This window comes from Burkholderia sp. BCC1998, assembly GCF_905339875.1.
GTDB lineage: Bacteria > Pseudomonadota > Gammaproteobacteria > Burkholderiales > Burkholderiaceae > Burkholderia.
The window spans coordinates 172,643-186,199 of the sequence record NZ_CAJPHE010000010.1 but is presented as its reverse complement, the minus strand read 5'-3'; the positions used below and the strand labels follow the sequence as shown (position 1 = coordinate 186,199).

The following is a 13,557-nucleotide window of genomic DNA, read 5'->3' as shown; positions in this document are numbered from 1 at the left end:
GAATCCGCGACGAACCTAAAAAAAAAGGGGGCGATCGCTCGCCCCCTTCCTGCTGCTGCCGTCCGTGCGCGATCAGAACGCGACGTAAGGCTGCGCGCCGCCGGTCGCGGTCCGGTCCATCCCGAAGTAAATCGTCTTGCCGTAGAAGTGCGGCATGCCGAGATCGAGCCAGCCGGCCGCGCCGAACGGGCCGGCGATGTCGTTGAACGCGAACGTCGACGCATTCGCGAACAGCGAATCGGCGTTCGCGACGGGCATCGACACGCCGCCCGACTTCCCGTTCTGGCCGGTCAGCGTCGCCGTATAGGTGGTCGTCGACGACGGGCAGTAGAACTGCGTGTTGGTCGTACAGGCCTTCTGCGCCGAATCGTTGAAGAAGTACGCGTTCGAGCCCGTATCGAAGAACGCGGTCACGTTGCCGCCGAGGAACGTCGCACTCACGTCGCCCGTCGTCGTCGACGTCAGCACCGTCGACGCCCCCAGCGCATTGTTGCCCTGCGTGCCGATCCCGAACGTCAGCAGGCCCGTCGCGCTGCCCTGCCCGCTGCTCGAGATGTTCGGCATCTGCACGATCACGCCGTTGTTGTCGGTCGCGAAGCGATGGACCGGGTTGGCCACCTGCTGCGCGACCGGCACCAGCGCCACGGCGCAGCTCGCATTGCCGTTCGGGCACGCGTAGTAGTTGTTGGACGTCGCCGACGTCGACGTCGCGCAGCTCGTGCCGCAATCGACCGGCGCCGGCCCGATGCCGAGGATGCCGTTCGCGCCGAGGTCGCTCGCCGTGTTGGCCGACGTCCTGGCGCCGTTGTTCGAGCACGAGCTCGGCACGTTGGTCGTGCCGAGATCGCCGATGATCTGCACCGGCAGCGAACCCGCCTGCTCGGTACCGATCGACAGGTCGACGGTACGCACCGAGCCCCACGTGAAGCTCGACACGAACTTGCCGCACTCGGCGACCGGCGCGCCGCCGCTCGTCGTCTGCGGCAGGTTGTTCAACACGCCCGACGACAGCGCGCTGCTGACGAGCCGCAGCCCGTACGACGCGGTGTCGACGAGCACGTTGTTGACCACCTGGCAGTTCGTCGTGCCCGGCACGCAGATCTTCACGTTGACGGTCGGGATGTTGATCACGTGCGCGACGCCGGTGCCGACCGTAATCACGGCCGTGTTCGCGGTATTGCCGTCCGATACGTTGGAGCCATTGCCGCCGCCGCTGCCGCCGCTGCCGCCGCCGTTGTCATCGCCGCCGCCGCAGGCGGTCACGAGCATGGCCGTCACGGCCGCGACGCTCAGCAGCCCGAGCCAGCGCCTGAAGGTACGAGGAATTCTCAAGATCGCTCTCCCGCTGTCACTGGATGTCGTTGCCGGTCAGCCCGGCAGGCAGCGCCGCCGGCAGCCATGCCTGGCCCGCGAAGGCGCCCATGTGGCCGCCCGTGCGGATCACGAGGCCGCTCGTGTCGACGGACACGGGCGCGCGCCAGCCGCGCGCCGCATGCGCCGCCTGGACGCCGGCGGTGTACTGCGGGAAATAGCTGCCGAGCAGCGACTCGAGATCCGGCATGCTCGGCCCGCGCCAGGCGAGGCCGAACACGGTGCCGGCCGCGCTCGCGTATTCGTGGATGACGGTGCCCGATCCGAGCGTGATCTCGCGGACGGTGTAGGCGGCCGCGCTCGCCTGCGCGCCGTCGGCGGAGCGCATCGCGCGCTGCAGCGCGCGCACCGTGGCGGCGTGATCGTCCGCCGGCGGCGACATCGGTGCGCCGCCCAGTTCGGCCTGTGCGTGGACGGCCCACAGCACACCCATTGCAGCCGTCGCGTGCGCGGCGGCCCAGCCCAAGCGTTTCAGCTTCACGTTCCCCCCCAAAGGGACTGGCTTCGTTGCCGGCGGTGCCGCCATCAGGCACGGCGCCGCGGGCCAACAAATCAAAGTCTTAAGAATGACGCTTCGTTGCTGCTGATGCGTAGTATGCCTGCGGAGTGTGTCGGAGTGTCAAATCAACGATGCATGACGCGGCGCAGCATGACGAGCGGCACGGCCCGCGCGGGGGGCTCGGCGGGAGAGGCAGGGTGAGAGCCGCGCACACCGGGCGCTCCGCGAACGGAAGCGGCCTGGTGGCGTGCGGTGCGGCACGGTCAGAAGCCGAGACTCGCGAGCAGGTCGTCGACCTGCGCCTGGTCCTGCACGACGTCGGACTTGCCTTCCGGTGCGATCTGCGGCCCGTTCAGCAGCGACTCGGGGCTGCCGGTCGCGCTGATCTGCTCGGCCGCGAGCGCGGCCGCGGTCGCCGCGAACTGCTCGCGCCGCTCGGGCGCGATGTTCTCGACGAGCACGGTGAGCAGCTGCTGCTCGATCAGATAGACCATGTCCATGATCTTCTTGATCACCTGCCCGGTCAGGTCCTGAAAATCCTGCGCGAGCATGATCTCGAGCAGCTGCGCGCTGGTCGCGGACGTCGCTTCGGGCAGCGCGCGCAGGAACGTGCGCGTGTCGTCCATCAGCGCGCGCACGTCCGCATGCTCGATCGGCGCCGCGTACCACTGCGCCCAGCGCGCGTCGAGCGCCTCGGCCTCGTTCTGGATGCGCGCCTGCACCGGCTTCGCGACCTCGATCGCGTTCAGCACGCGCTCGGCCGCCTGCTCGGTCATCGTCGCGACGTAGCGCAGCCGGTCGCGTGCATCGGGCACGGCTTCCGCCGCGCGCTCGACATGCTTGTCGAGCCCGAGCTCGCGCATCGAATCGCGCAGCGTGCGCGTGACGTGGCCGATGCGCGCGAGGATCCGGTCGCTCGCGTAATCGGCGCCTTCGGCGTGGCCGTCGGCGCTGAACGCAGCGCCGGCGAGCGCCGCATGGATCGGCTCGTTCACGTCAGCTCCCGGCCTTGGCCATCTTGTCGATGATCTTGTTCAGCTTCTCGTCGAGCGTCGCGGCCGTGAACGGTTTCACGACGTAGCCGCTCGCGCCGGCCTGCGCGGCCGCGATGATGTTCTCCTTCTTCGACTCGGCCGTGACCATCAGCACCGGCAGATGCGTGAGCGTCGCGTCCGCGCGGATTTCCTTCAGCATCGCGAGGCCGTCGAGGTTCGGCATGTTCCAGTCCGAGATCACGAAGTCGAAGCCGCCGCCGCGCAAGCGCGCGAGGCCGGCCGCGCCGTCCTCGGCTTCGTCGACGTTCGTGTAGCCCAGTTCCTTGAGCAGGTTGCGGACGATCCTGCGCATCGTCGGGAAATCGTCCACCACCAGGATTTTCATGCTCTTGTCCATCGTCGTTCCTTTGCAGATTCGTTACCGTCGGGGCCCGCGGCTTCGCACGCGCCCCGTGACATTTCATTCAGACGCGTTGCACGCGGTCACCCATCGTCGCCAGCCGCGCCATCACGCGCCGGCTCATCTCGGCAAGCGGCGCGACCTCGTCCGCGCCGCCGAGCGCGATCGCCTCGCGCGGCATCCCGAACACGATGCAGCTCGCCTCGTCCTGCGCGAACGTGTGGGCGCCCGCGCGCTTCATGTCCAGCAGGCCGGCCGCGCCGTCGCGCCCCATCCCCGTGAGGATCACGCCGATCGCGTTCTTGCCCGCGTGCTGCGCCGCCGAGCGGAACAGCACGTCGACCGACGGCCGGTGGCGGTTCACCGGCGGCTCGTCGGACAGCTGCGCGATGTAGTTCGCGCCGCTGCGCGCGAGCAGCAGGTGCGCATGGCCCGGCGCGATGTACGCATGGCCCGGCAGCACGCGCTCGCCGTGCTCGGCTTCCTTCACCGCGATCCGGCACAGGCCGTTCAGCCGCTGCGCGAACGACTTCGTGAAGCCGGGCGGCATGTGCTGCGCGATCAGCACCGCCGGCGCATCCGGCGGCAGCGGCGTCAGCACCTCGCGGATCGCCTCGGTGCCGCCCGTCGACGCGCCGATGATGATCAGCTTCTCGGTACTGACGAGCGGGTTGTTGATCATCGGCGCGGCCGGCTGGCCGCTCGCGGTGCGCGCGGCGGCCGCCTGCGGCTGCGGTGCCTGGCGCACGCGGGCGCGCGACGCCGCGCGGATCTTGTCCGCGAGCTTTTCCGCGTAGTCGAGCATGCCGTCGCGGATCCCGACGCGCGGCTTCGTGACGAAATCCACCGCACCGAGTTCGAGCGCGCGCAGCGTGATCTCGGAGCCGCGCTCGGTCAGCGACGACACCATCACGACCGGCATCGGCCGCAGGCGCATCAGCTTCTCGAGGAAGTCGAGGCCGTCCATGCGCGGCATTTCGACGTCCAGCGTCAGGACGTCCGGGTTGTGCTGCTTGATGAGCTCGCGCGCGACGAGCGGATCCGGCGCGGTCGCGCATACCGTCATGTCGGGCTGGCTGTTGATGATCTCCGTCATCAGGCTGCGGATCAGCGCCGAATCGTCGACGCACAACACTTTGATCTTCTGCACTGCGGTCATGCCTCCTGCTTTCTCGAATGGTTGGCCGCGTACGGGCTGCCGGCGTTCGGGCTGGTGGCCTTCGCGGTCGCCGGCTGCGCGCCCGCGCCGCCGCGTGCGCCGAACAGCTCGATGCGCGGGCGCGCCGGCGGCGGCGCGGCCGGGCGCTTCGCCGCGAACAGCTCGACGTGCGCGCGCGTCCGGGCGGCGTGCACGCGGTCGGCCTCGCGCGCCAGCGCGGCTTCGCGCTCGGTCACGCCCGGCACCTGCAGCCGCAGCTTCTTCACCATCGCGCGCCCGCTGCGCGGCATGAACGCGACCTTGCGCGGGTGCACGCCCTGCAAGTCCTCCGCGGTGATGCGGATGCGCTCGAGCGCGAGATAGCGGCGCACGAAATCCGCGTTGCGGTCGCCGATGTTGATGGTCGTCATCCCTGCCAGCACGGCCGCGCCGCCGAACACCTTCGCCTCGAGGCGCTCGCGGCGCCCGCCGGCCTTGATCAGTTCGTTCATCAGCACTTCCATCGCATACGCGCCGTAGCGCATCGACTCCGATGCGGCCGCGCCGGCGTCGGCGCCGTCGTCGGGCAGCATGAAGTGATTCATTCCGCCGATGCCCGCGATCGGGTCGTGCAGGCACGCGGCGACGCACGAGCCGAGCACGGTCATCAGCACCATGTCCTCGGACGTCGTGTAGAACTCGTTCGGCAGCAGCTTCACGCCGGGGCGCTCGAAGTGGTTGTCGAAGTAACGATTGGTGGCGATCGGCAGCGCGCTCATCCGCGTTCTCCGTAAGCGGGCGCGACGCCCGCGGCACGCGCATGGGCGCGCGGCGGCACCGCCGCGGCCGGCGCCGCGCCGCGCGGGCGCAGGCCCGGCGCGGCATCGTGCCCCAAGGGCACTTCCTTCGGGGCGCGCGTCAGCTCGTACACCGTCTGCCCGCGCAGCCGGAACGCCTGCGAGACGTAGGTGAAATTCTCCGAATGCCCGGCGAACAGCAGCCCGCCCGGTTTCACGAGCGGCTCGAAGCGCGACAGCACCTGCCCCTGCGTCGGCTTGTCGAAATAGATCATCACGTTGCGGCAGAAGATCGCGTCGAACGGCTTCGCGATCCCGTAGTCGGCATCGGTCAGGTTCAGCTGCTCGAAGCGGATCATCGCGCGCAGCTCCGGGCGCACCTTCACGCGGCCGGCCTGCGCGCCGGTGCCCTTCAGGAAGAAGCGCTTGAGCCGCTCCGGGCTCAGGTGCTTGACCTGGTCGTACGTATAGATGCCGGCCTCGGCCTTCGCGAGCACCTGCGTGTCGAGGTCGGTCGCGAAGATCGATGCGCCGCGCGCGGCCGATTCGCCGAGCGCCTCGATCAGCGTGATCGCGATCGAATAGGGCTCCTCGCCGGTCGACGCCGCCGAGCACCACACCGACACGGGCGCCGCGCGCCCCTTCACGAAGTCGGCCAGGATCGGGAAATGGTGCGACTCGCGGAAGAACGCGGTCAGGTTCGTCGTCAGCGCGTTGGTGAACGCCTCCCACTCGAGCGGATCGTCCTCCTGCTCGAGCAGGTCGAGGTAGTCGCGGAACGTGTCGAGGCCGCGGGCGCGCAGCCGGCGCGCGAGCCGGCTGTACGCCATGTCGCGCTTGTGCTCGGACAGCGAGATGCCCGCGCGTTGATGAATCAGCGCGCGGATGCGTGCGAAATCCGCGCCGGTGAACGCGAAGTCGCGCCCCGGCTCGCCCGCGCGGGGCGAGGCATCCGGTGCATCGGGTCGAAACGGTGCGCGCGCGGACGGCATGGCTTAGAAGGTCTCCCAGTCGTCATCGGACGTGCCGGCCGCGGCCAGCGCCGGCTTCTCGCTGCTCAGCGCCGGACGCACCAGCGCGGGCTTGTCGGCCGGCTTGTGCGCCGGTGCGGCGGCCGCCTTCGCGAGACGCGGGCCGTAGCCGCCCGCGGCCGGCGCTTCCTTCGCCGCGCGTGCGGCGGCGTCCGGCGCACGCTTCGTTTCGTGGCTCGCGGCCGGTGCCGATGCATGCGACGCGGGCGCAGGCGACGCGCGGCGCGCCGGCTGAGCGGCCGTCTGCGGTGCCGGCAATGCGGCCGGCGCGGTTTCATGGCGGCGTTCCGACGGCGACGCCAGCGCCGGCGCCGCTGCGTGCGCGGCCGGGCGTGCGGCGCCGCGCGCCGGCGCGAGCGCGATGCCGCCCGCGACGCGCCACGCCGACACGACCGCCTTCATCTGGCGCGTCTGCTCCTCGAGCGACGCGGCGGCGGCCGCGGCCTGCTCGACGAGCGCCGCGTTCTGCTGCGTGACGGAATCCATCTGGCCGACCGCGCGATTGACCTGCTCGATGCCGGTCGACTGCTCGTCCGACGCGGCGCTGATCTCGCCCATGATGTCGGTCACGCGGCGCACGGCCTGCACGATCTCGTCCATCGTCGAGCCGGCCCGCGCGACGAGCGCCGACCCGCTGTCGACCTTCTCGGCCGAATCGCCGATCAGCTGCTTGATTTCCTTCGCGGCGCTCGCGCTGCGCTGCGCGAGCGAGCGCACTTCGCCCGCAACCACCGCGAAGCCGCGGCCCTGCTCGCCCGCGCGCGCGGCTTCGACCGCCGCGTTCAGCGCGAGGATGTTGGTCTGGAAGGCGATGCCTTCGATCGTGCCGATGATGTCGACGACCTTGCCCGAGCTGGCCGCGATGTCCTGCATCGTCGATACGACCTGGCCGACCACCTCGCCGCCCTGCGTCGCGATGTCGGACGCGTTCACCGCGAGCTGGCTCGCCTGCCGCGCGTTCTCCGCGTTCTGCCGCACGGTGCCGGTCAGCTGCTCCATGCTCGATGCGGTTTCCTGCAGCGACGCGGCCTGCTCCTCGGTGCGCTGCGACAGGTCGGTGTTGCCGGTCGAGATCTCACGCGCACCGACGTCGATCGATTCGGTGCCGCGATGCACGGCCTGCACCATCGCCGTCACGGCGTCCTGCATCCGCTTGATGCCGCCGAACAGGCGGCCGATCTCATTGTTGCTGAACACGGTCACCGGCTGCGTGAGGTCGCCGCCGGCGATCCGCTCGAAGTGCGCGACCGCGTCCTCGAGCGGCTTCACGATCAGCCCGCGCAGCACGAAGCGGATCGCGATCACGACGACGAACGCGATCGCGATGCCGGCCGCGATCAGGCCGATCATCAGCGAGATCTGCGACTGCGTCGTGGTCTGGCGTTCCTCCGCGCGCTTCTGCAGCGACGCGACCACGACCGATGCCGCCTGGTCGTACGCGACGAACATCGGGCTGATCTTCGTGTCGGCGACCGCGTGATACGCGGCCATGTCGCCCGCGCGCGCCGCCGCGAATTCCGGCTCGACGCCTTCCTTCACGATCGTCGCGTAGCGTGCGGAGAGCTCGTCGACGAGTGCCTGCTCGATGCCGAGCTTCGGCGTGGCCTGGAACGCCTGCCAGTTCTGGTTCGACTTCGCGTACAGCTCCTGCGCGCGGTCGAGCACCTTGCCCGCGTCGGCCGTGTTGCCGGCTTCGGTCAGCGAGCGGAAGCGGTCGAGCGACACGCGCGCGCGCAGCAGGTACGACGACGTGTCGTCGAGCGTGTGGATCGCCGGCAGGTCGACGTGCGCAATCTCGTCGAGCGAGCGGCTCGCGTGATTCAGCGCGTACAGGCCGAGCCCGCCGACGGCTGCGGCCAGCGCCACGAGGATGAGTCCGACCGCCGTGAGCGTCGTGCGGATCGACCAGTTATGCAACATTGCAGATTCTCCCGAAATTGCTGCGCGCGCGGCGCGCTTACCCGCCGAGCGTCTCGATCAGCGCCATTTCCCGGCTCGACATCAGCTTCTCGATGTCCATCAGGATCAGCATCCGGCCGTCGACCGTGCCGAGGCCCGTCAGGTACTCGGTCGTCAGCGTCGCGCCGAATTCGGGCGCCGGCATGATCTGGTCGGTCTGCAGCGTCAGCACGTCCGACACGCCGTCGACCACCATCCCGACCACGCGGTTCGACACGTTCAGGATGATCACCACCGTCTGGTGGTCGTACTCGACGCGGCCGAGATGGAACTTGATCCGCATGTCGACGATCGGCACGATGATCCCGCGCAGGTTGATCACGCCCTTGATGAAGTCCGGCGCGTTCGCGATGCGCGTGACGCTGTCGTAGCCGCGGATTTCCTGCACCTTCAGGATGTCGATCCCGTACTCCTCGTCGCCGAGCGTGAAGACGAGGAATTCCTGGCCCGTCGCATCGCCCTGCTCCGCATCGCGGCGGCTGGTTGCCGCGTTCGCCGCGGCCGGATTGATCATTTGGACTTCAGCGGACACGTTTGCCCCCAATCGGTTGAATGGCGAGAGTCAGAAAATGGCGAGCTCGGCGCCGGCTCGGGCGCCGTGCGTCGCACGGGTTTCGCGGTTCAGCGCCGCGACGTCGACGATCAGCGCGACACTGCCGTCGCCGAGAATGGTCGCCGCAGAGATGCCGTGCACCTTGCGGTAATTGGTTTCGAGGTTCTTCACGACCACCTGCTGCTGGCCGACCAGCTCGTCGATCAGCATCGCGAAGCGGCGCCCCTCGGTTTCCATGATCGTGACGATGCCCTGGGTCGGATCGGTGCGCGCGTCCTCGACCGAGAACACCTCGTGCAGCGCGACGAGCGGCAGGTATTCGCCGCGCACGCGCACCACGCGCTCGCCGTTGCCGACCGTGTAGATGTCGTCGTTCGACGGCTGCAGCGACTCCATCACGAAGTTCAGCGGCAGGATGAAGATCTCGCTGCCGACCTTCACCGACATCCCGTCGAGGATCGCCAGCGTGAGCGGCAGCACGATCCGCGTGGTCGTGCCGCGACCGGCCTGCGACGTGATCTCGACATGGCCGCCCATCGACTGGATGTTGCGCTTCACGACGTCCATCCCGACGCCGCGGCCCGACACGTCGGTCACGGTTTCGGCGGTCGAGAAGCCCGGCGCGAAGATCAGCTGCCAGACTTCGTCGTCGCTGATGTTTTCGGAAATCTGCATGCCTTGCTTCGCGGCCTTCGCGAGGATCCGCTCGCGGTTCAGGCCCGCGCCGTCGTCGCTGACCTCGATCACGATGTTGCCGCCGTGATGCGCGGCCGACAGCACGAGCTGGCCGACGCCGTCCTTGCCGGCGGCGACGCGCTTGTCGACCGTCTCGATCCCGTGGTCGAGGCTGTTGCGCACAAGGTGCGTGAGCGGGTCGATGATCCGCTCGATCAGGCTCTTATCGAGCTCGGTCGCCTGGCCGAACGTGACCAGCTCGACCTGCTTGCCGAGCTTGCCGGCGAGGTCGCGCACGAGCCGCGGGAAGCGGCTGAACACGTAGTCCATCGGCATCATGCGGATCGACATCACCGCTTCCTGCAGGTCGCGCGCATTGCGCTCGAGCTGCGCCATCCCGTTGAACAGGCGGTCGTGCAGCGCCGGATCGAACGCGCTCGCGGTTTCCGCGAGCATCGCCTGCGTGATCACGAGCTCGCCGACCAGGTTGATCAGCTGGTCGACCTTCTCGACGCCGACGCGGATCGAGCTGCCTTCGGCGCCCGATGCGGCGGCGGCCGGGCGCGGACGCTTGTCGTCGTGGTGCGCGGCAGCCTGGGCAGCCTGCGCGGCGGGTTCTGCGTGCGGTTGCGATGCCTGTTGCGATGCCTGTTGCGATGCCTGTTGCGATGCCTGTTGCGGCGCCGGTTGCGCGGCGGCGCTCGGCTGCGCTTGCGGTGCGGCGGCGGCCGGGGCGGCACCGGGGGCTTGCGCGAAGACCTCGACCCGCGCGGCCGGCTCCGGCGCGGCGACCGGTTCGACGGCGGCCGGTTCGGCGGCGGCCGGCGTGGCGGCAGGCGCCGCCGGTGCGGCCGGCGCGGTGCCGCGCGCGATGCGGATCTGGCTGTCGTCGATCACGAAGCAGCACACGGCGACGATGTCGTCGGACGGCACGTCCGATTCGAGCCACAGCGTCAGGTCGGCGCCCGCTTCCTCGCGGCCGACGATCCGGCCGAGATTGCCGAGCTCCTCAGTGAGCAGCGCCTGGTCCTTCGCGTCGACGCCGACGAGCGTGATCTTCAGGTGCGGGCCGTCCGTGCCGGCAGCCGCCGCCGGATGCGCGGCCGCGACCGCCTGTTCGACCACGTGATCGGGCGCGCGGTCGCTGGCGGAGGTAGCGGCGGCCGGCGCCGGTGCCGGTGCCGGTGCAGTCTCCACGGCAGGCGCGGCAGGTGCGACGTCCGCGGGGGCGCCCGCGCCGCTCTCGGCCTTCAGGCGTTCGAGCTTCGCGCAGATCGTCGCGGCAGCCGCCGCGTCCGGTTCCGCGCTCGCGCGATAGTCGACCAGCTGGTCGGACAGCACGTCCTTGGTCTCGAGGAACGCGTCGACCATTTCCTTGGTCAGCGTCAGCTCATGGTTGCGCGCGCGGTCGAGCAGCGACTCGAGGATGTGGGTCGTCTCGGTCAGCGCGGAAAAGCCGAACGTCGCCGCGCCGCCCTTGATCGAATGCGCGGCGCGGAAGATCGCGGCCAGGTCCTCGGGGTCCGGCGAGCCGACGTCGAGGTTCAACAGCAGTTGCTCCATCTGCGCGAGCAACTCGTCCGCTTCGTCGAAAAAGGTCTGGTAGAACTGCGTGATGTCGAGAGTCATGCCCGGTCACCGGTTGGATTCGTCGCGTTCATGTCAGGAGGCGGTCTGCTCGGACAGCGTCGCGACCAGGTCGATCAGCACGGCCGGGTCGATCGGTTTTTCGATCCAGCCGGTCGCGCCCGCGTCGCGCGCGGCGTCCTTGAACGCATCGCTGCCTTCGGTCGTCAGTACGAGAATCGGCGTGTCCGCATACGCCGTCAGCTTGCGCAGCGCGGCGATCACCTCGAGGCCGTTCCTGCGCGGCATGTTCTGGTCGGTCAGCACCAGGTCGTACGGCACGGTGGCCGCCATGTCGAAGCCGGCTTCGCCGTCCGGCGCCACCGTCACGTCGTAGCCGGCCTGCGCAAGCGTCGCCTGCAGCAGCGCACGCATGGTCGCGGAGTCGTCGATGGCGAGAATGGTTCGGATCATGTCGGGCTCCGCAGGACCGCTCCAGGGTGGCTGACCGCCCCCTCGGGGGGCAGCGAACGAAGTGAGCGTGAAGGTTGTTTCATACGCGTCTCGAAATCTTGGAAACGTCAGGGTTTCGGCACCACGGCGACGGCGCTCGCGAGCACCGGTCGCGCGGCCGGCGCCGTGCCGTCGAGCTGCTGGGCCAGTTGCTTCGAGCCCGCGGCGTCGGCCGACAGCGTCGTGGTCGTCGTGTCGTCGCGCATCAGCGCGTCTTCGGATTTGCGGTTCAGCACGATCACGCTGATCCGGCGGTTTTCCGGATCGAGCGGATCGGCCTTGTTCAGGTTCTGCGTCGACGCGAGGCCGAGCACGCGCAGCACCTTCGACTCGTCCATGCCGCCCGCGATCAGCTCGCGGCGCGACGCATTCGCGCGATCGGCCGACAGTTCCCAGTTGCTGTAGCCGCCCTCGCCGCCCGCGTACGGCACCGCGTCGGTGTGGCCCTGGACGATGATCCGGTTCGGCACGTCGTTCAGCGTCTTGCCGATCTCGCGCAGGATGTCGCGCATGTACGGCTCGACGTGGTCGCTCGACATCGCGAACATCGGCCGCTTCTGCGAATCGACGATCTCGATGCGCAGCCCCATCAGCGTCGAATCGATGCGGATCTGCTGCTTGAACTGGCGCAGCGTCGGATTCGCCTCGATCGCCGCCATCAGCTTGATCTGCAGGTCGTGCAGGCGCGCCTGCTCGAGCCGGTCCTGTGCGCCCTGCGCCTGCGAGCGCGTCCTGTCGTCGCCGGCCTTCGCGACGCGATCGGCGAGCGACGTCGTGCCGTCGGTACGGCGCAGCGTGCCGGCATCGAGGCTCGACAGGTCGCGGCCGCCACCGTTGATGATGCTCGAGTCCTGCGAGCTGCGATCGCCGCTGCCGAACAGCGCGGCCTTCAGCGGCGTGTTGAAGTACTCGGCGATCCCCTTCAGCTGCACCGGCGTGACCGAACTCAGCAGCCACATCAGCAGGAAGAACGCCATCATCGCGGTCATGAAGTCCGCATACGCGAGCTTCCAGGCGCCGCCGTGGTGGCCCTTCTTCTGCGGGGCCACCCGTTTGACGACGATCGCGCGATCCTTGCTCTTGCTCATTGAATGCTCCGCGTCACTTCGCCTTCACGCGGCGCACATGCTCTTCGAGCTCGGTAAACGACGGCCGCTCGGTCGAGAACAGCACCTTGCGGCCGAACTCGACCGCGATCGCCGGCGCATAGCCGTTCAGGCTCGCGAGGATCGTCACCTTGATGCACTGGAACATCTTGGTCGACTCGGCGACGCGCTGCTCCGCGAGGCTCGCGAGCGGCCCGATCAGCCCGTACGACAGCAGGATCCCGAGGAACGTGCCGACCAGCGCCTGCGCGATCATCGCGCCGAGCACCGCGGGCGGCTTGTCGGCCGACGCCATCGTGTGCACGACGCCCATCACCGCCGCGACGATCCCGAACGCCGGCATCGCGTCGCCGACGCGCATCAGCGCGTGCGCGGGGCCTTCGCCTTCCGCGTGGTGCGTCTCGATTTCCTCGTCCATCAGGCTCTCGATCTCGAACGCGTTCATGTTGCCGCCCACCATCAGGCGCAGGTAGTCGGTCAGGAATTCGACGATGTGGCGATCCGCGAGGATCTTCGGGTATTGCGTGAAGATCGGGCTCTTGTCCGGATCGTCGATGTCGGCCTCGAGCGTCAGCGTGCCTTCCTTGCGGGCCTTCGCGAGCAGCACGTACAGGAGCGCCATCAGTTCCATGTAGACGTCCTTGGTGTACTTCGAGCCCTTGAAGAGCGTCGGCAGCACGCGCAGCGTCGCCTTGATGGTCTTCATGCCGTTGCCGAGGATGAACGCGCCGACGCCCGCGCCTGCGATCATCAGGATCTCGAGCGGCTGGACCAATGCGCCCAGATGCCCGCCTGCCAGCGCGTAACCGCCGAAGACGGACAACAGTGTCACGAGTGTTCCCACGATAATCAGCACTGCCTGTCCCTCACGAAAGACCGGCGGGGAGACCGCCGTTAATCAGGTTTACGGCAGTCGGCAGGAAAACTTTGGCGGTCGCGCCGCGACCGCGCGGC

Annotated in this window: 13 protein-coding genes; all 13 read right to left on the bottom strand. The window is 69.0% G+C overall.

Translation table 11 applies throughout. From position 1 onward, the window contains the following. Positions 1 to 72: 72 nt before the first annotated feature. A complete protein-coding gene (locus U5A56_RS19355) occupies positions 73 to 1,332 on the bottom strand; it encodes a DUF3443 domain-containing protein (protein ID WP_124893681.1) in 1,260 nt (419 codons plus the stop codon). A gap of 16 nt (positions 1,333 to 1,348) precedes the next feature. After that, positions 1,349 to 1,852 carry a DUF2844 domain-containing protein gene (locus tag U5A56_RS19350; protein ID WP_124486866.1) on the bottom strand — a complete coding sequence of 168 codons (504 nt, stop codon included), beginning with the start codon at positions 1,850 to 1,852 and terminating at the stop codon, positions 1,349 to 1,351. 281 nt (positions 1,853 to 2,133) lie between these two features. Then, positions 2,134 to 2,865 carry a protein phosphatase CheZ gene (gene cheZ, locus U5A56_RS19345; RefSeq protein WP_321802076.1) on the bottom strand — a complete coding sequence of 244 codons (732 nt, stop codon included), beginning with the start codon at positions 2,863 to 2,865 and terminating at the stop codon, positions 2,134 to 2,136. A gap of 1 nt (position 2,866) precedes the next feature. Next, on the bottom strand, positions 2,867 to 3,262 hold the full coding sequence (cheY, locus tag U5A56_RS19340; RefSeq protein WP_006754880.1) for a chemotaxis response regulator CheY: 396 nt from the start codon (positions 3,260 to 3,262) through the stop codon (positions 2,867 to 2,869). A 67-nt stretch (positions 3,263 to 3,329) separates the two neighbouring features. Continuing rightward, positions 3,330 to 4,424 (bottom strand): protein-glutamate methylesterase/protein-glutamine glutaminase, encoded by a 1,095-nt coding sequence (locus U5A56_RS19335; RefSeq protein WP_044846376.1) that lies wholly within the window; start codon positions 4,422 to 4,424, stop codon positions 3,330 to 3,332. Continuing rightward, positions 4,421 to 5,182, bottom strand: a complete 762-nt coding sequence (gene cheD, locus U5A56_RS19330; protein ID WP_321802075.1) for a chemoreceptor glutamine deamidase CheD — start codon at positions 5,180 to 5,182, stop codon at positions 4,421 to 4,423. Before cheD ends, U5A56_RS19335 begins: the two co-directional genes overlap by 4 nt. Continuing rightward, complete coding sequence (locus U5A56_RS19325) at positions 5,179 to 6,192, bottom strand: CheR family methyltransferase (protein ID WP_321924017.1); 1,014 nt, start codon at positions 6,190 to 6,192, stop codon at positions 5,179 to 5,181. The genes cheD and U5A56_RS19325 overlap by 4 nt, the downstream gene beginning before the upstream one ends. Before the next feature lie 3 nt (positions 6,193 to 6,195). Further along, positions 6,196 to 8,151 carry a methyl-accepting chemotaxis protein gene (locus tag U5A56_RS19320; RefSeq protein WP_321924015.1) on the bottom strand — a complete coding sequence of 652 codons (1,956 nt, stop codon included), beginning with the start codon at positions 8,149 to 8,151 and terminating at the stop codon, positions 6,196 to 6,198. A gap of 37 nt (positions 8,152 to 8,188) precedes the next feature. Then, a complete protein-coding gene (gene cheW, locus U5A56_RS19315) occupies positions 8,189 to 8,704 on the bottom strand; it encodes a chemotaxis protein CheW (protein WP_031397017.1) in 516 nt (171 codons plus the stop codon). Between the two features lie 48 nt (positions 8,705 to 8,752). Beyond that, positions 8,753 to 11,047: a chemotaxis protein CheA gene (gene cheA / locus U5A56_RS19310; RefSeq protein WP_321924014.1), complete on the bottom strand. Its 2,295-nt coding sequence runs from the start codon at positions 11,045 to 11,047 to the stop codon at positions 8,753 to 8,755. Positions 11,048 to 11,080: 33 nt separating this feature from the next. After that, complete coding sequence (locus U5A56_RS19305; protein ID WP_044849175.1) at positions 11,081 to 11,458, bottom strand: response regulator; 378 nt, start codon at positions 11,456 to 11,458, stop codon at positions 11,081 to 11,083. A 107-nt stretch (positions 11,459 to 11,565) separates the two neighbouring features. After that, positions 11,566 to 12,585 (bottom strand): flagellar motor protein MotB, encoded by a 1,020-nt coding sequence (gene motB, locus U5A56_RS19300; protein ID WP_044849176.1) that lies wholly within the window; start codon positions 12,583 to 12,585, stop codon positions 11,566 to 11,568. 13 nt (positions 12,586 to 12,598) lie between these two features. Then, positions 12,599 to 13,459, bottom strand: coding sequence for a flagellar motor stator protein MotA (gene motA / locus U5A56_RS19295; RefSeq protein WP_124486860.1), 861 nt, complete (start codon positions 13,457 to 13,459; stop codon positions 12,599 to 12,601). Positions 13,460 to 13,557: the final 98 nt, after the last annotated feature.